The following is a 19,823-nucleotide window of genomic DNA, read 5'->3' on the forward strand; positions in this document are numbered from 1 at the left end:
AGATTACCGGCGTGTTGTGGCGCCGACGGGTGCGTTGATCGCCGCGCAGGCGCGCCGGGAGGAGGCGCCGAGGCCGAGCGACGCGGCGCGAGCGAGGTCGTCGAGCGTGTCGACATCGGAACGCACCCGGTCGGGCACGGCGTCCGCCACGGACACGTAGCCGGCGGCGAGGTGACGGGCGAACGAGCCGGTGCCGAAGGCGGGGGAGTGGGGGACCCGTGCCGCTGCCGTGACGAGCGTCGTCCCGGTGCCGTCGGCATCGGGCACGACGGCCCGGTCGAGGCGGCCTGCCGCCTTCAGCGCCTCGTCGAGCGCGGCGCCCGTGAGCGCGGGCAGGTCGCCGAGCATGACCGCGCGGGGCGCGTCGGGATCGCATGCGGCGAGACCCCGGGCGATCGCCGTGGCGAGCGACGGCGGCTGCGGATCCGAGACCACGCGCGCTCCCATGGCCTCGAACACCTCGCGGGCGGGCTCCGCGGTCACGACGATCACCCGCGCCACCGTGCTCGCCTCGACCGCCGCACGCACAGTGTCACGCGCGAACGCGCGCGCGAGGCGCTCGCGAGCGGAGTCGGGGAGCGCAAGGCGGCTCTTGGACGGAGCGGTGCCCCTCACAGGGATCACCAGCTGCCAGGTCCGCTCAGGTCCGGGGGCGGGCATACTCGTCAGTCTAGAGATCCGGCAGCGGGTGCCGGACCGGCGTCATGGAGGTGCGTGTGAGGGAGATCGTCGTCCTGTCAGGAGGCGTCGGCGGCGCGCGGTTCACCCGTGCCCTCCGCGACGCGCTCGTGGACGAGGACGCGCGCATCCGCGTCGTCGTGAACACCGCCGACGACATGTGGATGGCCGGGCTGCGGATCTGCCCGGACCTCGACTCGGTCACCTACACCCTCGCTGGCGTCAACGACGAGCAGCGCGGCTGGGGTCGCGTCGGGGAGACCGAGCGGGTCTCCGCCGAGCTTCATGAGTGGGGCATCGGCTGGCCGTGGTTCACGCTCGGCGACCTCGACCTGGGGATGCACATCGCTCGCACGTCGCTGCTGCGCGACGGCGTCCCGCTGTCCGGCGCGGTGTCACGTCTCACCGCGCGATGGGATCTGGGGGTCGAGCTGCTGCCTATGACGGACGACGAGGTGGAGACCCACGTCCTCACCGACGAGGGCTCGATGCACTTCCAGGAGTGGTGGACGAGGCATCGTGCGCAGCTGCCTGCGCGCGGGTTCGAGATGCGCGGGGCAGGCTCGGCGACGCCCGCGCCCGGCGTCGTGGAGGCGATCGAGTCGGCGGACGCCGTGCTCCTCGCGCCGTCGAACCCGATCGTGTCGATCGGACCGATCCTGGCCGTGGAGGGAATCCGTCAGGCGCTCGCGGCCACGCGCGCCCCGGTCGTCGGGGTGTCGCCCATCATCGGCGGCTCGGTGGTGCGAGGGATGGCCGACGCCTGCCTCACCGCGGTCGGCACCGCGACCGATGCTGCCGCAGTGGGGCTGCGCTACGGCGCACGCTCCGCAGGCGGTGTGCTGGACGGTTGGCTCGTGGACGACGTCGACGCCGCCGAGGTGCCCGAGCTCGAGTCCGCAGGGATCGCGTCACGCGCCGTGCCCCTCTGGATGACGGAGCCCGAGGCTGCGCGTGCGCTGGCACGGGATGCGCTCGCGCTCGCGAGCCGTCGAGGGTAGCATCGAGGGCGAGCAGCCTGCGGTAGCCGTGCCCAGGAGTCGTCCTGCCCCACTTTGACGACGGCCACGCCTGCAGGTACAGTTGACGTTCGTGCCCGCGTCATCGGGCCCTCACGCGCGCCCTTCCGGGCGCAACCCAACCAGGTTCGACACGCCCGGGCGCGGGGGTCGGACGCCGCCCGCAGAGTTTGACAATCGATTCACCGAAGTTCGGAGATGTAGTGCCTACGATTCAGCAGCTGGTCAGGAAGGGCCGCCACCCCAAGGCGTCCAAGACCAAGACCCCGGCTCTCAAGTCGAGCCCCCAGCGTCGTGGCGTGTGCACCCGCGTGTACACGACGACCCCCAAGAAGCCGAACTCGGCGCTGCGCAAGGTGGCGCGTGTCCGCCTGTCGTCCGGCATCGAGGTCACGGCCTACATCCCCGGTGAGGGCCACAACCTCCAGGAGCACTCGATCGTGCTCGTCCGCGGTGGTCGTGTGAAGGACCTCCCCGGTGTCCGCTACCGCATCGTCCGTGGCTCGCTCGACACCCAGGGTGTCAAGGGCCGTCAGCAGGCCCGCAGCCGTTACGGCGCGAAGAAGGAGAAGAAGTAGTGCCTCGCAAGGGACCGGCGCCCAAGCGCCCCATCATCAACGACCCCGTCTACGGCGCGACCGTCGTCACCCAGCTGATCAACAAGGTCCTGCTGGACGGCAAGAAGTCCGTCGCCGAGGCGATCGTCTACGGCGCCCTCGAGGGTGTCCGTGAGAAGTCCGGTCAGGACCCGGTCGTCGTGCTCAAGCGTGCGCTCGACAACATCCGCCCGGCGCTCGAGGTCCGCTCCCGCCGCGTCGGTGGCGCCACCTACCAGGTGCCGGTCGACGTGCGCCCCGTGCGTGCGACCACCCTCGCGCTGCGCTGGCTGGTCGACTTCGCGCGTCAGCGTCGCGAGCACACCATGACCGAGCGCCTCATGAACGAGATCCTCGACGCCTCCAACGGTCTCGGTGCCGCGGTCAAGCGCCGCGAGGACATGCACAAGATGGCCGAGTCCAACAAGGCCTTCGCGCACTACCGCTGGTAGCAGTCGCTCACCCCTCTACGGAATCCCCAAGGAGAACCACTCGTGGCACAGGACGTGCTCACGGACCTCAAGAAGGTCCGCAACATCGGCATCATGGCTCACATCGATGCTGGCAAGACCACCACCACCGAGCGCATCCTGTTCTACACGGGTGTGAACTACAAGATCGGTGAGACCCACGACGGTGCGTCGACGACCGACTGGATGGAGCAGGAGCAGGAGCGCGGCATCACCATCACCTCCGCCGCGGTGACCTGTTTCTGGGACAAGAACCAGATCAACATCATCGACACCCCCGGCCACGTGGACTTCACGGTCGAGGTGGAGCGTTCGCTGCGAGTGCTCGACGGCGCGGTCGCCGTGTTCGACGGCAAGGAGGGCGTGGAGCCCCAGTCCGAGACCGTGTGGCGTCAGGCCGACAAGTACGACGTTCCCCGCATCTGCTTCGTCAACAAGATGGACAAGCTGGGCGCCGACTTCTACTTCACGGTCGACACGATCATCAAGCGCCTCGGTGCCAAGCCGCTGGTCATCCAGCTGCCCATCGGCGCCGAGAACGACTTCGTCGGCATCGTCGACCTGGTCGAGATGAACGCCAAGGTCTGGCCCGGCGACGCCAAGGGCGACGTGACCATGGGCGCGACCTACGAGACGGTCGAGATCCCCGCGGACCTCAAGGACAAGGCCGAGGAGTACCGTGCGGCCCTCCTCGAGACCGTGGCCGAGGCCGACGACGAGCTGCTCGAGAAGTACCTCGGCGGCGAGGAGCTGACCCTGGCCGAGATCAAGGCCGGCATCCGCAAGATGACGATCGCCTCCGAGGTCTACCCGGTCCTGTGCGGCTCGGCGTTCAAGAACCGCGGCGTGCAGCCGATGCTCGACGCCGTCATCGACTACCTCCCCGCGCCGGTCGACGTGCCCGCGATCAAGGGTCACGACGCCAAGGACGAGGAGAAGGAGATCGAGCGTCACGCCGACGCGAACGAGCCCTTCGCCGCGCTCGCCTTCAAGGTCGTCGCGCACCCGTTCTTCGGTCGCCTCACCTACGTCCGCGTGTACTCCGGTCACCTCGAGACGGGCGCCCAGGTCATCAACTCGACCAAGGGCAAGAAGGAGCGCATCGGAAAGCTCTTCCAGATGCACGCCAACAAGGAGAACCCGGTCGACACGATCCAGGCGGGTCACATCTACGCCGTGATCGGTCTGAAGGACACCACCACCGGTGACACCCTGTCGAACCCGGACCACCCCGTCGTGCTCGAGTCGATGACGTTCCCGGACCCGGTCATCGACGTGGCCATCGAGCCCAAGACCAAGGGCGACCAGGAGAAGCTGTCGATCGCGATCCAGAAGCTCGCCGAGGAGGACCCGACCTTCCGCGTGCGCCTGGACGAGGAGACCGGCCAGACCGTCATCGGCGGTATGGGCGAGCTGCACCTCGACATCCTCGTGGACCGCATGAAGCGCGAGTTCAAGGTCGACGCCAACGTCGGCAAGCCGCAGGTCGCGTACCGCGAGACCATCCGCAAGACGGTCGAGAAGTACGACTACACGCACAAGAAGCAGACCGGTGGCTCCGGTCAGTTCGCGAAGGTGCAGATCTCGCTCGAGCCGCTCGAGGCCGACGCCGAGGTCCAGTACGAGTTCGTGAACGCCGTCACCGGTGGCCGCATCCCGCGTGAGTACATCCCGTCGGTCGACGCCGGTATGCAGTCCGCCATGGAGCTGGGCATCCAGGCCGGCTACCCGGTCGTGGGCGTCAAGGCGACGCTTCTCGACGGTGCCTACCACGACGTCGACTCCTCGGAGATGGCGTTCAAGATCGCCGGCTCGATGGCCTTCAAGGAGGCCGCGCGTCAGGCGAAGCCCGTGCTGCTCGAGCCGATGATGGCCGTCGAGGTCCGTACTCCCGAGGAGTACATGGGCGACGTCATCGGTGACGTGAACTCGCGTCGCGGTCAGATCCGCCAGATGTCTGACGCCCAGGGCGTCAAGGTCATCGACGCGCTTGTGCCGCTGTCCGAGATGTTCGGCTACGTCGGCGACCTGCGTTCCAAGACGTCGGGTCGTGCGGTGTACTCGATGACCTTCGACAGCTACGCCGAGGTCCCGAAGGCTGTGGCCGACGAGATCATCGCCAAGACCCGGGGCGAGTAGTCCCACCGGTCGGAAAAATCAGGAAGAATAGCGACCAGTAGGGATGAAGCCCCCGATGGCGTCAGGCCATCGAACGGACTAGCATCTTTACCCGAGTCTCATCAATCAGGAGGAACACCTCATGGCTAAGGCCAAGTTCGAGCGGTCCAAGCCGCACGTGAACATCGGTACGATCGGTCACGTCGACCACGGCAAGACCACGCTGACCGCTGCGATCTCCAAGGTCCTGCACGACCAGTACCCGGACCTGAACCCGTTCACCCCGTTCGAGGACATCGACAAGGCTCCTGAGGAGCGCGAGCGCGGTATCACGATCAACATCGCGCACATCGAGTACGAGACCGCGAAGCGCCACTACGCGCACGTCGACGCCCCGGGTCACGCGGACTACATCAAGAACATGATCACCGGTGCCGCCCAGATGGACGGCGCGATCCTCGTGGTCGCCGCGACCGACGGTCCGATGGCCCAGACGCGTGAGCACGTGCTGCTCGCCAAGCAGGTCGGCGTTCCCTACCTGCTCGTCGCGCTGAACAAGTCCGACATGGTCGACGACGAGGAGATCCTCGAGCTCGTCGAGGTCGAGGTCCGTGACCTCCTGTCCTCGCAGGGCTTCGACGGCGACAACGCTCCCGTCATCCAGGTCTCGGCGCTCAAGGCGCTCGAGGGCGACGAGAAGTGGGTCAAGTCGGTTCAGGACCTCATGGAGGCCGTGGACGAGAACGTCCCGGAGCCCGTCCGCGACATGGACAAGGCGTTCCTGATGCCGATCGAGGACGTCTTCACGATCACCGGTCGTGGCACCGTCGTCACCGGTAAGGTCGAGCGCGGCAAGCTCAAGATCAACTCCGAGGTCGAGATCCTCGGTATCCGTGAGCCGCAGAAGACCACCGTCACCGGCATCGAGATGTTCCACAAGTCGATGGACGAGGCGTGGGCCGGCGAGAACTGCGGTCTGCTGCTCCGTGGTACCAAGCGCGAGGACGTCGAGCGTGGCCAGGTTGTGGTCACCCCCGGCACCACGACGCCGCACACCAACTTCGAGGGCCGTTGCTACATCCTCAACAAGGACGAGGGTGGCCGCCACAACCCCTTCTACACGAACTACCGCCCGCAGTTCTACATCCGCACGACGGACGTGACCGGCGTCATCTCGCTGCCCGAGGGCACCGAGATGGTGATGCCCGGTGACACCACCGACATGACCGTCGAGCTGATCCAGCCCATCGCCCTCGAGGAGGGCCAGGGCTTCGCGATCCGCGAGGGTGGCCGCACCGTCGGTTCAGGCACCGTCACCAAGATCATCAAGTAACTGATGGTCGCGTAGTTCCTACGCTTCACACGAAGGCCCCCGGCATCTGCCGGGGGCCTTCGTCGTGTGCGGGCCGTGATTGCCAGAAGACTCCCAGGCAAAGCCCAGCGAACCGGTAGCCCGGTGCTGTTACGGTGGTCGCGTGCCCGCAGTCCTCACCCGCGCCGAACGTTTGGCGCGCTCCGTCGCGGTCTGGGACCCCCACCGCGACATGGCCCATGCCGCGCTGCTCAGCGGCAGCGGCCGGTCCGGCACCACGTGGCTGCTGGAGGCGTACGCGCGCGCCGGGCGCCTCCGCCCGGTGTTCGAGCCGTTCCGCCCCGATCTTGACGCACGCTTCAGCGATCTGAGGCCCGGGCGGTACGTCCCTGTGGACGCCCCGCGACTGCCGTCCCAGGAGGCCGTGGAGGCCGTGCTGACGGGGCGCTACCGGCACCCATGGGCGGATCAGGAGGCCTCGCTCAATCCCTTCACCCGCTACCGGGGCCGTCTCATCAAGGAGATCCGCCTCCCGATGTGGGCTGGTTGGGTCGCGAAGAGGCATCCTGAGGTGCGCCTCGTGCACGTCATCAGGCACCCGCTTGCGACGCTCAGCAGCCAGAGCGTGCTCGGCTGGTCGCCGGACCGTCTGCACTACATGATGGCTCAGCCAGAGCTGGTGGACGACCTCCTGGGCGACCTTCCGCTCCGTTCGCTCGCGCTGGCCGACGCCGATACCGCGCTCGTGACCCGGTGGGCTGTCGAGAACCTGACGGCGGTGCGGACGTACGGTGGCGATCGCACGGCGCTCGTGTCGTACGACGTGGCGCTTGAGGACCGCTCGGAGCTGGCTGCCGGAGCCGAGAGGCTGGGCTTCTCGGCCGACGAGCTCACCGACCTGGAGAAGCCGTCCAGGATGACCCACGCCAAGAGCTCGAACGCGCACGCCGGTGGCGACCCGCGGGCATGGATGGACCGCATCTCGCCAGAGCAGCAGAGGTCCGCGGAGCGGGTGCTCGAGGCTGTCGGGCTGGCCGATGCCTTCCCCTCCGACGGCACGGTGGACCGGGCCGCCCTTCAACGATGGTGGGATGCCCGAGGCCGCTCCTGAGAGCAGGTGTCAGGTCCAGCCTTCGCCGGTCTGGCGTTCTCGGACCAGCAGTGCGACGGTGCCTTGCTCGCCACCGAGCACGCTTGCCTCCGCGGCTTCAAGGCCGGCAGCGAGCCGATCCGTTCGCGCATCCACCTCATGCAGCTGCGTGCCTGGCGTGAGCGTCGCATGCGCGACGATGGCATCGCCATGCTGGGAGACGGCTGTGAGCACCGGGCCCACATACTCTCCGTCGTCGGCGTAGCGTCCAAGGCCGCCCACGACCATCCCGTGCTCCCACCGCCATCGCAGATCCGCCGCGAAGCGGCGCAGGCGGGCGTCGGACACGGTGTTCGGGAACCTGTCGACGGGATGCGGTCGCCACGGCTCGAGGCCGGACCCGTGAAGGCGCGCGACCAGGAGGCCGACAAGCGTCAGCAGCACGAGCGCAAGCACTGGTTGCACCAGGGCGATCGCGGACACTGATGCGGCGACTACCAGGGCGAAGAGGGCCGGCCTCAACCAGGCCCGTGCCGTGTCGAACGGTCTGTGCTCGCCACTGTCGACGGCCGCAGTGCGGTGCGTCATCGTCGCCTCCTCGGGGGTGCTCGTCCTCGGAGGCCGGGGGAGGCGTCCGGATGTGCGCAGGATGCATGTCCACGATACCCTGGAGGGCGTTCGCCGGCGGCGGGCTCCGTGTTGCGAGAGACCCGTTGATCTGGCACACTATTCAGGTTGCCCATTGCGGGCAGCCACACGCTTCCCACGACTATCCGAGAAATCGGCCGGTCGGACGTGCGTCCTGAATGGGCGACACGCCCGAGCGCGGGGGTCGGGGGAGAGACCACAGTTGTACGAGAGAAAAGGCAGACCACGCCATGGCGGGACAGAAGATCCGCATCCGGCTGAAGAGCTATGACCACGAGGTCATCGACTCGTCGGCCCGCAAGATCGTCGAGACGGTCACGCGCGCTGGTGCGTCGGTAGTGGGACCCGTCCCGCTGCCCACCGAGAAGAACGTGTTCTGTGTGATCCGTTCGCCCCACAAGTACAAGGACTCCCGCGAGCACTTCGAGATGCGCACCCACAAGCGCCTCATCGACATCGTGGACCCCACGCCCAAGGCCGTCGACTCGCTCATGCGTCTCGACCTGCCCGCGGTCGTGAACATCGAGATCAAGCTCTAAAGCTTCTTTAAGGACTTTCACCATCATGACTACGACTTCCAATGCCCAGCGCAATGTCACTGCGCTGCTTGGTACGAAGCTGGGCATGACGCAGGTGTGGGACGACGAGGGCCGTATCGTGCCCGTCACCGTCGTCCAGGCTGACACCAACGTCGTGACCCAGGTGCGAACCGCTGACGCCGACGGCTACGAGGCCGTCCAGCTCGCGTTCGGCACCGTCGACCCGCGCCGCGTGACCGACCCGCTGAAGGGCCACTTCGAGAAGGCAGGCGTGACCCCTCGCCGCCACGTCGCCGAGGTCCGCACCGGCAACGCCTCCGAGTTCGAGCTCGGCCAGGAGCTCACCGTCGAGGTGTTCGAGGCCGGCCAGAAGGTGGACGTCACCGGCACCACCAAGGGCAAGGGCACCGCTGGTGTCATGAAGCGCCACGGCTTCAAGGGCGTCGGCGCCTCCCACGGTGCGCACCGCAACCACCGCAAGCCCGGCTCCATCGGTGGCGCCTCGTACCCGGCCCGCGTCTTCCGCGGCATCAAGATGGCCGGCCGTATGGGCAACGCTCGCAAGACCGTGCAGAACCTGACCATCCACTCGGTCGACGCCGAGAAGGGCCTCGTGCTCCTCAAGGGAGCAGTGCCCGGCAACAAGGGCGGCGTGGTGCTCATCCGCACCGCCGCGAAGGGTGCGTGAACCTCATGGCTGACACGCTGACTGTCGACGTGGTCGACGCGAAGGGCAAGAAGTCCGGCACCGCCGAGCTTCCCGCCGAGATCTTCGACGCCGTCACCAACGTCCCGCTGATCCACCAGGTCGTCGTCGCCCAGCGCGCCGCGGCCCGCCAGGGCACGCACGCCACCAAGACCCGCGGCGAGGTCCGCGGTGGTGGCCGCAAGCCCTACAAGCAGAAGGGCACCGGCCGCGCCCGCCAGGGTTCGACCCGCGCGCCGCAGTTCGCCGGCGGTGGCACCGTCCACGGCCCGCAGCCGCGCGACTACTCGCAGCGCACCCCCAAGAAGATGAAGGTCGCCGCGCTCCGCGGTGCACTGTCCGACCGCGCCCGCGCCGGTCGCGTGCACGTGCTCGCCTCCATCGTCTCGGGTGACGCCCCCTCGACGAAGGCCGCCCTGTCGGTCATCAACGCCGCGACGGCGGGACGCTCGGCCCTCGTGGTCCTCGAGCGCTCCGACGAGCTCGCCTGGAAGTCGCTGCGCAACGCGGTCGACGTCCACGTGATCGCGGTCGACCAGCTCAACACGTACGACGTGCTCGTCAACGACGACACGGTGTTCACCTCGGGTGCTCTCGAGGCGTTCCTCGCCGGTCCCGCCACGGGCAAGTCTGCCAAGGCTGTCGCGACCGAGTCCGAGGCGGAGGAGAAGTGACCATGACTGCGCTGAACAAGGACCCCCGTGACATCCTCATCCGACCCATCGTGTCGGAGAAGAGCTACGGCCTGATGGACGAGGGCAAGTACACGTTCGAGGTCGCGCCGACCGCCAACAAGACGGAGATCAAGATCGCCGTCGAGCAGATCTTCGGCGTCAAGGTGACCTCGGTGAACACCATCAACCGCAAGGGCAAGGCGCGTCGCACGCGCTTCGGCCTCGGCAAGCGCAAGGACGTCAAGCGCGCGATCGTCACCGTCGGTGGCGGCGAGGCGCTCGACATCTTCAGCGGCCGGGTCGGCTAGTAAGGCAAGGACAGGACCTATGGCTATTCGCAAGTACAAGCCGACGACTCCGGGCCGCCGAGGCTCGTCCGTCGCCGACTTCGTCGAGGTGACCCGTTCGGAGCCCGAGAAGTCGCTCGTCCGCCCCCTTCACAAGAAGGGTGGCCGCAACAACACCGGTCGCATCACCACCCGTCACCAGGGTGGTGGCCACAAGCGCGCCTACCGTGTGATCGACTTCCGTCGTCACGACAAGGACGGCGTGCCCGCGACCGTCGCGCACATCGAGTACGACCCCAACCGCACCGCGCGCATCGCGCTCCTGCACTACGCGGACGGCGAGAAGCGCTACATCATCGCGCCGAACAAGCTGCAGCAGGGCGACCCGATCGAGGCCGGCGCCACCGCCGACATCAAGCCGGGCAACAACCTGCCGCTGCGCAACATCCCGACCGGTACGGTCATCCACGCCATCGAGCTCAAGCCCGGTGGCGGCGCGAAGATCGCCCGTTCGGCTGGCGCCTCGGTGCAGCTCGTCGCGAAGGACGGCCCCTACGCCCAGCTGCGTATGCCGTCCGGCGAGATCCGCAACGTCGACGCGCGCTGCCGCGCGACGATCGGCGAGGTGGGCAACGCCGAGCAGTCCAACATCAACTGGGGCAAGGCCGGCCGCATGCGCTGGAAGGGCAAGCGCCCGACCGTCCGCGGTGTCGTCATGAACCCGGTTGACCACCCGCACGGTGGTGGTGAGGGCAAGACCTCGGGTGGTCGCCACCCGGTCTCGCCGTGGGGCAAGCCCGAGGGCCGCACCCGCAAGGCAAACAAGGAAAGCGACAAGCTCATTGTTCGTCGCCGTAAGACTGGCAAGAACAAGCGTTAAGGAGCACCTGAGACATGCCTCGCAGTTTGAAGAAGGGCCCCTTCGTCGACGACCACCTTCAGAAGAAGGTGGACTCGCAGAACGAGGCGGGCACCAAGAACGTCATCAAGACCTGGTCGCGCCGTAGCGTCATCACGCCGGACTTCCTGGGTCACACCTTTGCCGTGCACGACGGCCGCAAGCACGTCCCGGTGTTCGTCACCGAGTCGATGGTCGGCCACAAGTTGGGCGAGTTCGCTCCCACGCGCACGTTCAAGGGCCACGTCAAGGACGACCGCAAGGGCCGCCGCTAAGGCGCCTGAGCAAGGTAAGAGGAGTTAGAGATGGAAGCCAAGGCGCAGACGCGGTACCTCCGCGTGACCGCCCAGAAGGCTCGCCGCGTCGTGAACCTCGTCCGTGGTCAGAACGCCGTCGAGGCAGCTGCCTCGCTGAAGTTCCAGCCGCAGGCGGTCGCCGTCGACGTGCGCAAGCTCATCGAGTCCGCGATCGCGAACGCACGCGTCAAGGCCGAGCAGGCCGGCGAGCGCTTCGATGAGACCGAGCTCGTGATCACGCAGATCATGGTGGACGAGGGTCCGACCATGAAGCGCATCCAGCCGCGCGCCCAGGGTCGGGCCAACCAGATCCTGAAGCGCTCGTGCCACATCACCGTCACCGTCGCGACCCCGGTCGCCGTCAAGGAAGGGGTGTAACCCTATGGGCCAGAAGGTCAACCCCCACGGCTACCGCCTGGGCATCACCACCGACCACCGGTCGCGCTGGTTCGCCGACTCGACGAAGCCGGGCGAGCGCTACCGCGACTACGTGGCTGAGGACGTCAAGATCCGCAAGCTCATGTCGCAGGGCCTCGAGCGCGCAGGCGTGTCGAAGGTCGAGATCGAGCGCACCGGTGGCCGCGTCCGCGTGGACCTGCACACCGCGCGTCCGGGCATCGTCATCGGCCGCCGCGGTGCGGAGGCCGACAAGCTGCGCGCCAACCTCGAGAAGCTGACCGGCAAGCAGGTCCAGCTCAACATCCTCGAGGTCAAGAACGCCGAGGTCGACGCCCAGCTCGTCGCCCAGGGCATCGCCGAGCAGCTCGCGTCCCGCGTCTCGTTCCGTCGCGCCATGCGCAAGGGCATCCAGTCGGCGCTGCGCGCCGGCGCCAAGGGTGTCCGCGTGCAGTGCTCGGGCCGCCTCGGTGGCGCCGAGATGTCGCGCTCGGAGTTCTACCGCGAGGGTCGTGTGCCGCTGCACACCCTTCGCGCCAACATCGACTACGGCTTCTTCGAGGCCCGCACCACGTTCGGCCAGATCGGCGTGAAGGTGTGGATCTACAAGGGCGACATGACCGAGAAGGAGTGGGCCGCCGAGCAGGCGAAGGCCCCTCGTCCCCAGCGTGGTCGTGGTGACCGCGGTGGCCGCGGCCCGCGCCGCGACTCGGCTCCTCGCTCGGACGCCCCGAAGGCCGACGCACCCGCCGCCGAGGCCCCCGCGGCCGACGCCGGTAAGGAGAGCTGACCATGCTTATTCCCCGTCGAGTCAAGTACCGCAAGCAGCACCACCCGAAGCGTTCGGGTGCGTCGACGGGCGGCACCGAGGTGTCGTTCGGTGACTTCGGCATCCAGGCCCTCGAGCCCGCCTACGTCACCAACCGCCAGATCGAGGCGGCCCGTATCGCGATGACGCGTCACATCAAGCGTGGCGGAAAGGTGTGGATCAACATCTACCCGGACCGTCCGCTGACCAAGAAGCCTGCCGAGGTCCGCATGGGCTCCGGTAAGGGCTCGCCCGAGTGGTGGGTCGCCAACGTGAAGCCCGGTCGTGTGATGTTCGAGCTCGCCGGTGTTCCGGAGGAGCTGGCCCGTGAGGCCATGCGTCGTGCGCAGCACAAGCTGCCGATGAAGACCCGTTTCGTTTCCCGTGAGGGTGGTGACATCTGATGGCTATCGGTACCAAGGGCCTCCTGCCCGCCGAGCTGGACGCCATGGAGGACGAGCGCCTCGTGGAGGAGCTCAAGAAGGCCAAGGCCGAGCTCTTCAACCTGCGTTTCCAGTCGGCCACCGGCCAGCTGGAGAACCACGGCCGTCTCAAGGCCGTGAAGCGCGACATCGCCCGCATCTACACCATCCTGCGCGAGCGCGAGCTCGGTATCCGCACCGCCCCCACGGCGAAGCAGTAAGGCGAAGGTAAGAGAATGTCGACCAAGCACACGACTGCCACCGAGACCCACCGCCCGTACCGCAAGACGCGCCGTGGCTACGTGGTGTCCGACAAGATGGACAAGACGATCACCGTCGAGGTGGAGGATCGCGTCAAGCACCCCCTCTACGGCAAGGTGATGCGTCGTAGCAGCAAGATCAAGGCCCACGACGAGGCCAACACCGCCGGTATCGGCGACCTCGTCGTCGTGATGGAGACCCGTCCGCTTTCCGCTTCCAAGCGGTGGCGCCTGGTCGAGATCGTCGAGAAGGCCAAGTAACTAACGTTCGACCAGGCTCGTGGCCTGATCCGCCGCGAGAACCAGACGACAGGAGACAGACATGATTCAGCAGGAGTCGCGACTGCGCGTCGCCGACAACACGGGTGCGAAGGAAGTCCTCTGCATCCGCGTGCTCGGTGGCTCCCAGCGTCGCTACGCCGGCATCGGCGACGTGATCGTCGCCACCGTCAAGGACGCGATCCCTGGCGGCAACGTCAAGAAGGGCGACGTCGTCAAGGCGGTCGTCGTGCGCACCACCAAGGAGCGCCGCCGGCCCGACGGCTCGTACATCAAGTTCGATGAGAACGCTGCTGTGATCCTCAAGGGCAGCGACAGCACCGACCCGCGCGGCACCCGCATCTTCGGCCCCGTGGGTCGCGAGCTGCGCGACAAGAAGTTCATGAAGATCATCTCGCTGGCACCGGAGGTCATCTGATGGCGAAGATCAAGAAGGGCGACCTCGTCGTCGTCATCGCCGGGCGCGACCGTGGCCAGCAGGGCCGCGTGCTCGAGGTCAACACCGAGACCGACCGTGTCATCGTCGAGGGCGTCCAGCGTGTCACCAAGCACATCAAGCCGGGCACCCGCCGCGACAACCAGCAGGGCGGTCTCGTGACCGTCGAGGCTCCGATCCACATCTCGAACGTGATGCTCGTGGACCCGGAGACCAAGCAGGGCACCCGCGTCGGCTACCGCACCGAAGAGGTCGAGCGTGACGGCCGCAAGCGCAACGTGCGTGTGCGCGTCGCCAAGCGCTCGGGGAAGGACGTCTGATGGCCGCCGAGACCGTCACGCTGCCGCGTCTCAAGGAGAAGTACCGCGGTGACATCATCGCCGCCCTCCGCGAGGAGTTCGGCTACGAGAACATCAACCAGGTCCCCGGCCTGACCAAGATCGTGGTCAACATGGGTGTGGGCGACGCCGCCAAGGACTCGAAGCTCATCGAGGGCGCCATCGCCGACCTCACCGCGATCACCGGTCAGAAGCCGCAGGTCACCAAGGCCCGCAAGTCCATCGCGCAGTTCAAGCTGCGTGAGGGCCAGCCGATCGGTGCGCACGTCACGCTGCGCGGCGACCGCATGTGGGAGTTCCTCGACCGCCTGCTGTCCATCGCGCTGCCCCGCATCCGCGACTTCCGTGGCCTGAGCCCCAAGCAGTTCGACGGCACCGGGAACTACACCTTCGGTCTCACGGAGCAGTCGATGTTCCACGAGATCGACCAGGACAAGATCGACCGCGTGCGCGGAATGGACATCACTGTGGTGACCACCGCGTCGACCGACGCCGAGGGCCGCTCGCTGCTGAAGCAGCTGGGCTTCCCGTTCAAGGAGAAGTAAGCATGGCGAAGACCGCGCTGAAGAACAAGGCGGCCGGCAAGCAGAAGTTCGCCGTCCGCGCCTACACCCGGTGCCAGAAGTGCGGCCGTCCGCACTCCGTGTACCGCAAGTTCGGCCTGTGCCGCGTGTGCTTCCGTGAGATGGCGCACGCGGGTGAGCTGCCGGGTATCACCAAGAGCAGCTGGTAACTACTACGTCGCAGGTCCGGGGAACCGGAAACCACGGCGAGGAAGAGTGACTCACTCATGACGATGACTGACCCCATCGCAGACATGCTGACGCGTCTGCGCAATGCGAACGCGGCGTACCACGACACCGTGTCGATGCCGCACTCGAAGCTCAAGGCGAACATCGCCAAGATCCTCGAGGCCGAGGGATACATCGCTGGCTCGAGCGTCGAGGACGCCGAGGTCGGCAAGACCCTGACCCTCACCCTGAAGTACGGCAACAGCCGCGAGCGTGCGCTCGCCGGCGTGCGCCGCATCTCGAAGCCGGGACTCCGCGTGTACGCGAAGTCCACCAACCTGCCGAAGGTTCTCGGCGGGCTCGGCGTCGCGATCCTGTCCACCTCCTCCGGTCTCCTGACTGACCGCGAGGCTGAGAAGAAGGGCGTCGGCGGCGAGGTCGTCGCCTACGTCTGGTAACCGGAAGGAGACCGAAGAACTATGTCGCGTATCGGCAAGTACCCCGTTCCGGTTCCCGCCGGAGTGGACGTCACCATCGACGGCGCCGACGTCACGGTGAAGGGCCCCAAGGGCACCCTTGACCTGACCGTCGCTGCCCCCATCACCGTCGCGCAGGGCGCGGACGGCATCGAGGTCTCGCGCCCCGACGACGAGCGTGTCTCGAAGTCGCTGCACGGCCTCACCCGCACGCTCATCGCCAACATGGTGCAGGGCGTCACCGAGGGCTACGAGAAGAAGCTCGAGATCGTCGGCACGGGTTACCGCGTCGCGCTCAAGGGCAAGGACCTCGAGTTCGCGCTCGGCTTCTCGCACCCCGTCGTCGTGAACCCGCCCGAGGGCATCACGTTCGCCGTGGAGTCCCCGACCAAGTTCTCGGTCGCGGGCATCAGCAAGCAGCAGGTCGGCGAGGTCGCCGCGAACATCCGCAAGATCCGCAAGCCCGAGCCTTACAAGGGCAAGGGTGTGCGCTACGCGGGTGAGCAGGTCCGTCGCAAGGCCGGAAAGACGGGTAAGTAAGCCATGGGTATCACTGTCAAGGGCAAGGGCAAGGCGATCGCTCGCAAGCGTCGTCACTTCCGCCTGCGCAAGAAGATCTCGGGCACCACGGCACGTCCGCGTCTCGTCGTGACCCGCTCGACCCGTCACATGGTCGCGCAGATCGTCGACGACACCGCCGGCAAGACCCTGGTGTCCGCCTCCACGCTCGAGTCCGACGTCCGCACCCTGGACGGCGACAAGACCGCGAAGGCGACCAAGGTCGGCGAGCTCGTCGCCGAGCGTGCGAAGGCCGCTGGCATCGAGGCCGTCGTGTTCGACCGTGGTGGCAACAAGTACCACGGCCGTGTCGCCGCGGTCGCCGACGGAGCCCGAGAGGGCGGCCTGGCCCTCTAGGGCCCGGACCGGTTAGGAAAGAGATATGGCTGAGAACAACAACGGCCGTCGCAGCAACCGCCGCGACAGCGAGCCGGACAACAAGTTCCTCGAGCGCGTCGTCACGATCAACCGCGTGTCCAAGGTCGTCAAGGGCGGCCGTCGCTTCAGCTTCACCGCTCTCGTGGTGGTGGGCGATGGCGAGGGCAACGTCGGCATCGGCTACGGCAAGGCGAAGGAGGTGCCTGCCGCCATCTCGAAGGGTGTCGAGGAGGCCAAGCGCAACTTCTTCCGCGTGCCGCGCATCCAGGGCACCATCCCGCACGCCGTGCAGGGTGAGGCCGCCGCTGGCGTCGTGTTCCTGCGTCCCGCCTCGCCGGGTACCGGTGTGATCGCCGGTGGTCCGGTGCGCGCCGTCCTCGAGTGCGCGGGCATCCACGACGTGCTGAGCAAGTCGCTCGGTTCGTCGAACGCCATCAACATCGTCCACGCGACGGTCGACGCCCTCAAGCGCCTCGAGCGCCCCGAGGCCGTCGCAGCTCGCCGCGGCAAGTCCGTGGAGGACGTGGCTCCGGCCGCGATGCTCCGCGCGCAGGCAGCGGGGGTGGCTCACTGATGGCACGCCTGAAGGTCGTTCAGAAGAAGTCCACGATCGGTACCAAGCCGCAGCACCGTGAGACCATGCGTTCGCTGGGTCTCAAGCGCATCGGCGACATCGTCGTGAAGGAGGACCGTCCCGAGATCCGCGGGATGGTCAAGGCGGTGGACCACCTGGTCTCCGTCGAGGAGGTTGAGTGATGGCTGACGAGACGTCGGAGCCCAAGAAGGCTCCCGCCAAGAAGCCTGCCGCCAAGAAGGCCGCTGCCGACAAGGCTGAGGCTCCCAAGGCCGCCGCCAAGAAGGCTCCTGCCAAGAAGGCTGCCGCTGACAAGGCTGAGGCCCCCAAGGCTGCTGCCAAGAAGCCGGCTGCTGACAAGGCTGAGGCCCCCAAGGCTGCTGCCAAGAAGCCCGCTGCCTCGAAGGCCAAGACCGCCAAGGCGGAGGAGACCGTCGAGAAGGTCGCGACGCTGAAGATGCACCACCTGCGTCCCGCCGAGGGTGCCCACACCAAGAAGACCCGCGTGGGTCGTGGTGAGGCGTCCAAGGGTAAGACCGCAGGCCGCGGTACCAAGGGCACGGGTGCCCGCTACCAGGTTCCGGAGCGCTTCGAGGGTGGCCAGACCCCCCTGCACATGCGTATCCCGAAGCTGCGTGGCTTCAAGAGCCCGTTCAAGATCCAGTACCAGGTCGTGAACGTGTCGCAGATCGCCGAGCTGTTCCCCAAGGGCGGCGAGATCAGCAAGGCTGACCTCGTGGCCAAGGGCGCCGTTCGCAAGAACCAGCCCGTCAAGGTGCTGGGCGACGGCGACATCGCCGTCAAGGTGACGCTGGTCGACGCGGACAAGGTCTCTGAGTCTGCAAAGGCTAAGATCGAGGCCGCTGGCGGCTCGGTCGCCCAGGGCTGACATCGGTGTCGGGCCCGCTCCAACAGTGAGCGGGCCCGCGCCGTGCCCTGACCCCTTGCATCTGACGGCACCAACGGAGGACATATGCTGTCCGGCTTCATGAGCGCATTCCGCACTCCAGACCTGCGGAAGAAGCTGCTCTTCACCCTCGGCATCATCGCCATCTACCGACTCGGTGTCGCCATCCCGACGCCTGGAGTCGACTACGGCGCGGTGCAGCAGTGCATCAACGTCACAGGCGGCACCGAGGGCGCGTTCGCCATCCTGAACCTCTTCACGGGTGGCGCGCTCCAGAACCTCTCGATCTTCGCGCTGGGCATCATGCCCTACATCACCGCGTCGATCATCGTGCAGCTGCTGCGCGTGCTGATCCCCCGCTTCGAGACCCTGTACCGCGAAGGTGCGGACGGTCAGGCGAAGCTGACGCAGTACACGCGCTACATCACCATCGGCTTCGCGGTGCTGCAGTCGGCGTCCTACGTGACGCTCGCGCGCACCGGCCAGTTCTTCCCCGGCTGCACCTTCGAGATCGTCCCCGACGACTCGTGGTCGCGCATCGCCGTCATGATCCTCACCATGACCGCGGGAACCGTCCTCATCATGTGGCTCGGCGAGCGGATCACCGAGCGCGGCGTCGGCAACGGCATGTCGCTCATGATCTTCACCTCGATCGCGGCGGGCTTCCCGGCCGTGTTCGGCGTGGTCTACGCCGCGGGCTGGGGCACGCTGTTCGCCTTCTCGCTCGTGACGCTCGCGGTCATCGCCGGTGTCGTGTTCGTCGAGCAGTCGCAGCGCCGCATCCCGGTGCAGTACGCCAAGCGCGTCGTCGGACGACGCACGCTCGGCGGCTCCTCCACCTACATCCCGCTGAAGATCAACATGGCGGGAGTCATCCCCGTCATCTTCGCGGCATCGCTCCTGTCGCTGCCGTCGGTGATCCTCCAGTTCTCGGGGGACAACCCCGCCGACTGGGCCGTGTGGCTGCGCGACAACGTCGCCGACGCGACCTCGCCGATCCACATCGGCCTGTACATCCTCCTGATCGTGTTCTTCGCGTACTTCTACACGGCGATCACCTTCAACCCGGAGGAGGTCGCGGACAACATGAAGAAGTACGGCGGCTTCATCCCCGGCATCCGCCCGGGCAAGCCCACCGCTGACTTCCTCGACTACGTGCTGTCGCGCATCACCGCAGCCGGCTCGCTGTACCTGGCGGTCGTGGCGCTCGTGCCGACGGTCATGTTCGCGGTGCTCGGCCTCAGCCAGAGCATCCCGCTGGGCGGTACCTCGGTGCTGATCCTCGTCGGCGTCGGACTCGACACCGTCAAGCGCATCGAGTCCCAGCTCGAGCAGCGACACTACGAAGGGTTCCTCAAGTGATGCGTGCAGTGCTTCTCGGTCCTCCCGGAGCAGGCAAGGGCACCCAGGCGGCCCGCCTGGCCGAGCAGTGGGGGATCCCCGCGATCTCCACGGGTGACATCTTCCGTGCGAACGTCAAGGGAGCCACCGAGCTCGGACGCAAGGCGCAGGAGTTCATGCACGCGGGCGCGCTCGTGCCCGACGAGATCACCAATGCGATGGTGCGCGACCGTCTCTCGCAGGACGACGTGACGAACGGCTTCCTCCTCGACGGCTACCCCCGCAACCCGGACCAGGCGGTCGAGCTCGACACGATGCTGTCCGACCTCGGCGTGGAGCTGGATGCCGCCATCGAGATCACCGCGGACAGCGAGCTCGTGATCGAGCGCCTGCTCAAGCGCGCGGAGATCGAGGGTCGCGCCGACGACACCGAGCCCGTGATCCGCAAGCGTCTCGAGGTCTACGCGACGTCGACCGCACCCCTCACCGCGTTCTACGCGGGCCGGGGCCTGCTCGTCCAGGTCGACGGCATCGGCGAGGTCTCCGAGGTCACCGACCGTCTGGTCGCTGCCGTCGAGACCCGCTGAC

31 protein-coding genes are annotated in these 19,823 nt (G+C 67.3%); 29 read left to right on the forward strand and 2 right to left on the reverse strand.

Annotated features, from left to right (window positions below; genetic code table 11):
- Positions 1-3 precede the first annotated feature (3 nt).
- Positions 4-660 (reverse strand): 2-phospho-L-lactate guanylyltransferase, encoded by a 657-nt coding sequence (cofC, locus tag QQX04_RS00660; RefSeq protein WP_301125184.1) that lies wholly within the window; start codon positions 658-660, stop codon positions 4-6.
- 56 nt (positions 661-716) lie between these two features.
- On the opposite strand from cofC, the gene cofD reads away from it, so the two are divergent.
- From cofD to QQX04_RS00690, 6 genes are all read left to right on the forward strand, one after another.
- Complete coding sequence (gene cofD / locus QQX04_RS00665; protein WP_301125186.1) at positions 717-1,679, forward strand: 2-phospho-L-lactate transferase; 963 nt, start codon at positions 717-719, stop codon at positions 1,677-1,679.
- A 221-nt stretch (positions 1,680-1,900) separates the two neighbouring features.
- Positions 1,901-2,275, forward strand: a complete 375-nt coding sequence (rpsL, locus tag QQX04_RS00670) for a 30S ribosomal protein S12 (RefSeq protein ID WP_301125188.1) — start codon at positions 1,901-1,903, stop codon at positions 2,273-2,275.
- Positions 2,275-2,745, forward strand: a complete 471-nt coding sequence (gene rpsG / locus QQX04_RS00675) for a 30S ribosomal protein S7 (RefSeq protein ID WP_301125190.1) — start codon at positions 2,275-2,277, stop codon at positions 2,743-2,745. Before rpsL ends, rpsG begins: the two co-directional genes overlap by 1 nt.
- Before the next feature lie 42 nt (positions 2,746-2,787).
- Entirely contained in the window at positions 2,788-4,902 is a 2,115-nt protein-coding gene (fusA, locus tag QQX04_RS00680) for an elongation factor G (protein WP_301125192.1), read from the forward strand.
- Between the two features lie 121 nt (positions 4,903-5,023).
- Positions 5,024-6,214, forward strand: a complete 1,191-nt coding sequence (gene tuf / locus QQX04_RS00685) for an elongation factor Tu (protein WP_301125194.1) — start codon at positions 5,024-5,026, stop codon at positions 6,212-6,214.
- A gap of 142 nt (positions 6,215-6,356) precedes the next feature.
- On the forward strand, positions 6,357-7,304 hold the full coding sequence (locus QQX04_RS00690) for a hypothetical protein (RefSeq protein ID WP_301125196.1): 948 nt from the start codon (positions 6,357-6,359) through the stop codon (positions 7,302-7,304).
- Positions 7,305-7,313: 9 nt separating this feature from the next.
- Here QQX04_RS00690 and QQX04_RS00695 read toward each other — a convergent pair whose 3' ends face one another.
- Positions 7,314-7,871, reverse strand: coding sequence for a hypothetical protein (locus tag QQX04_RS00695; protein WP_301125198.1), 558 nt, complete (start codon positions 7,869-7,871; stop codon positions 7,314-7,316).
- 290 nt (positions 7,872-8,161) lie between these two features.
- Here QQX04_RS00695 and rpsJ point away from each other — a divergent pair, with 290 nt between their 5' ends.
- From rpsJ to QQX04_RS00810, 23 genes are all read left to right on the forward strand, one after another.
- Complete coding sequence (gene rpsJ / locus QQX04_RS00700; RefSeq protein WP_062200749.1) at positions 8,162-8,470, forward strand: 30S ribosomal protein S10; 309 nt, start codon at positions 8,162-8,164, stop codon at positions 8,468-8,470.
- 25 nt (positions 8,471-8,495) lie between these two features.
- The gene (gene rplC / locus QQX04_RS00705) at positions 8,496-9,158 is read left to right on the forward strand and encodes a 50S ribosomal protein L3 (protein WP_301125203.1); all 663 of its coding nucleotides are present in this window, start codon (positions 8,496-8,498) and stop codon (positions 9,156-9,158) included.
- Between the two features lie 5 nt (positions 9,159-9,163).
- The gene (rplD, locus tag QQX04_RS00710) at positions 9,164-9,850 is read left to right on the forward strand and encodes a 50S ribosomal protein L4 (protein ID WP_301125205.1); all 687 of its coding nucleotides are present in this window, start codon (positions 9,164-9,166) and stop codon (positions 9,848-9,850) included.
- 2 nt (positions 9,851-9,852) lie between these two features.
- Entirely contained in the window at positions 9,853-10,158 is a 306-nt protein-coding gene (rplW, locus tag QQX04_RS00715; protein ID WP_301125207.1) for a 50S ribosomal protein L23, read from the forward strand.
- 19 nt (positions 10,159-10,177) lie between these two features.
- A complete protein-coding gene (gene rplB / locus QQX04_RS00720) occupies positions 10,178-11,017 on the forward strand; it encodes a 50S ribosomal protein L2 (protein WP_301125209.1) in 840 nt (279 codons plus the stop codon).
- A 14-nt stretch (positions 11,018-11,031) separates the two neighbouring features.
- Entirely contained in the window at positions 11,032-11,310 is a 279-nt protein-coding gene (gene rpsS / locus QQX04_RS00725; protein WP_084074157.1) for a 30S ribosomal protein S19, read from the forward strand.
- Between the two features lie 30 nt (positions 11,311-11,340).
- A complete protein-coding gene (gene rplV, locus QQX04_RS00730; protein ID WP_301125212.1) occupies positions 11,341-11,709 on the forward strand; it encodes a 50S ribosomal protein L22 in 369 nt (122 codons plus the stop codon).
- Positions 11,710-11,713: 4 nt separating this feature from the next.
- The gene (gene rpsC, locus QQX04_RS00735) at positions 11,714-12,517 is read left to right on the forward strand and encodes a 30S ribosomal protein S3 (protein ID WP_301125214.1); all 804 of its coding nucleotides are present in this window, start codon (positions 11,714-11,716) and stop codon (positions 12,515-12,517) included.
- A gap of 2 nt (positions 12,518-12,519) precedes the next feature.
- Positions 12,520-12,939: a 50S ribosomal protein L16 gene (rplP, locus tag QQX04_RS00740; protein WP_301125216.1), complete on the forward strand. Its 420-nt coding sequence runs from the start codon at positions 12,520-12,522 to the stop codon at positions 12,937-12,939.
- Positions 12,939-13,178 carry a 50S ribosomal protein L29 gene (gene rpmC, locus QQX04_RS00745; RefSeq protein WP_062200757.1) on the forward strand — a complete coding sequence of 80 codons (240 nt, stop codon included), beginning with the start codon at positions 12,939-12,941 and terminating at the stop codon, positions 13,176-13,178. The genes rplP and rpmC overlap by 1 nt, the downstream gene beginning before the upstream one ends.
- Positions 13,179-13,193: 15 nt before the next feature.
- Positions 13,194-13,478 (forward strand): 30S ribosomal protein S17, encoded by a 285-nt coding sequence (gene rpsQ, locus QQX04_RS00750; RefSeq protein ID WP_301125219.1) that lies wholly within the window; start codon positions 13,194-13,196, stop codon positions 13,476-13,478.
- Positions 13,479-13,539: 61 nt separating this feature from the next.
- Entirely contained in the window at positions 13,540-13,914 is a 375-nt protein-coding gene (gene rplN, locus QQX04_RS00755; RefSeq protein WP_084074151.1) for a 50S ribosomal protein L14, read from the forward strand.
- A complete protein-coding gene (gene rplX / locus QQX04_RS00760) occupies positions 13,914-14,252 on the forward strand; it encodes a 50S ribosomal protein L24 (protein WP_301125222.1) in 339 nt (112 codons plus the stop codon). Before rplN ends, rplX begins: the two co-directional genes overlap by 1 nt.
- Positions 14,252-14,815, forward strand: a complete 564-nt coding sequence (gene rplE, locus QQX04_RS00765; protein ID WP_301125224.1) for a 50S ribosomal protein L5 — start codon at positions 14,252-14,254, stop codon at positions 14,813-14,815. Before rplX ends, rplE begins: the two co-directional genes overlap by 1 nt.
- A 2-nt stretch (positions 14,816-14,817) precedes the next feature.
- On the forward strand, positions 14,818-15,003 hold the full coding sequence (locus QQX04_RS00770) for a type Z 30S ribosomal protein S14 (RefSeq protein ID WP_062069937.1): 186 nt from the start codon (positions 14,818-14,820) through the stop codon (positions 15,001-15,003).
- 57 nt (positions 15,004-15,060) lie between these two features.
- Positions 15,061-15,459, forward strand: coding sequence for a 30S ribosomal protein S8 (gene rpsH, locus QQX04_RS00775; RefSeq protein ID WP_301125227.1), 399 nt, complete (start codon positions 15,061-15,063; stop codon positions 15,457-15,459).
- A 21-nt stretch (positions 15,460-15,480) separates the two neighbouring features.
- Positions 15,481-16,017 (forward strand): 50S ribosomal protein L6, encoded by a 537-nt coding sequence (gene rplF, locus QQX04_RS00780; protein ID WP_301125228.1) that lies wholly within the window; start codon positions 15,481-15,483, stop codon positions 16,015-16,017.
- A 3-nt stretch (positions 16,018-16,020) separates the two neighbouring features.
- On the forward strand, positions 16,021-16,392 hold the full coding sequence (gene rplR / locus QQX04_RS00785) for a 50S ribosomal protein L18 (RefSeq protein ID WP_301125231.1): 372 nt from the start codon (positions 16,021-16,023) through the stop codon (positions 16,390-16,392).
- A 25-nt stretch (positions 16,393-16,417) separates the two neighbouring features.
- Positions 16,418-16,987 carry a 30S ribosomal protein S5 gene (gene rpsE / locus QQX04_RS00790; RefSeq protein ID WP_062200765.1) on the forward strand — a complete coding sequence of 190 codons (570 nt, stop codon included), beginning with the start codon at positions 16,418-16,420 and terminating at the stop codon, positions 16,985-16,987.
- Positions 16,987-17,169 carry a 50S ribosomal protein L30 gene (rpmD, locus tag QQX04_RS00795; protein ID WP_062200766.1) on the forward strand — a complete coding sequence of 61 codons (183 nt, stop codon included), beginning with the start codon at positions 16,987-16,989 and terminating at the stop codon, positions 17,167-17,169. Before rpsE ends, rpmD begins: the two co-directional genes overlap by 1 nt.
- Positions 17,169-17,876 carry a 50S ribosomal protein L15 gene (gene rplO, locus QQX04_RS00800; RefSeq protein ID WP_301125234.1) on the forward strand — a complete coding sequence of 236 codons (708 nt, stop codon included), beginning with the start codon at positions 17,169-17,171 and terminating at the stop codon, positions 17,874-17,876. The genes rpmD and rplO overlap by 1 nt, the downstream gene beginning before the upstream one ends.
- An 84-nt stretch (positions 17,877-17,960) precedes the next feature.
- Entirely contained in the window at positions 17,961-19,256 is a 1,296-nt protein-coding gene (secY, locus tag QQX04_RS00805; RefSeq protein ID WP_301125236.1) for a preprotein translocase subunit SecY, read from the forward strand.
- Positions 19,256-19,822: an adenylate kinase gene (locus QQX04_RS00810; RefSeq protein WP_301125237.1), complete on the forward strand. Its 567-nt coding sequence runs from the start codon at positions 19,256-19,258 to the stop codon at positions 19,820-19,822. Before secY ends, QQX04_RS00810 begins: the two co-directional genes overlap by 1 nt.
- Position 19,823 lies beyond the last annotated feature (1 nt).

The sequence above is a fragment of the Demequina zhanjiangensis genome, from assembly GCF_030418315.1.
Classification (GTDB): Bacteria; Actinomycetota; Actinomycetes; order Actinomycetales; family Demequinaceae; genus Demequina; species Demequina zhanjiangensis.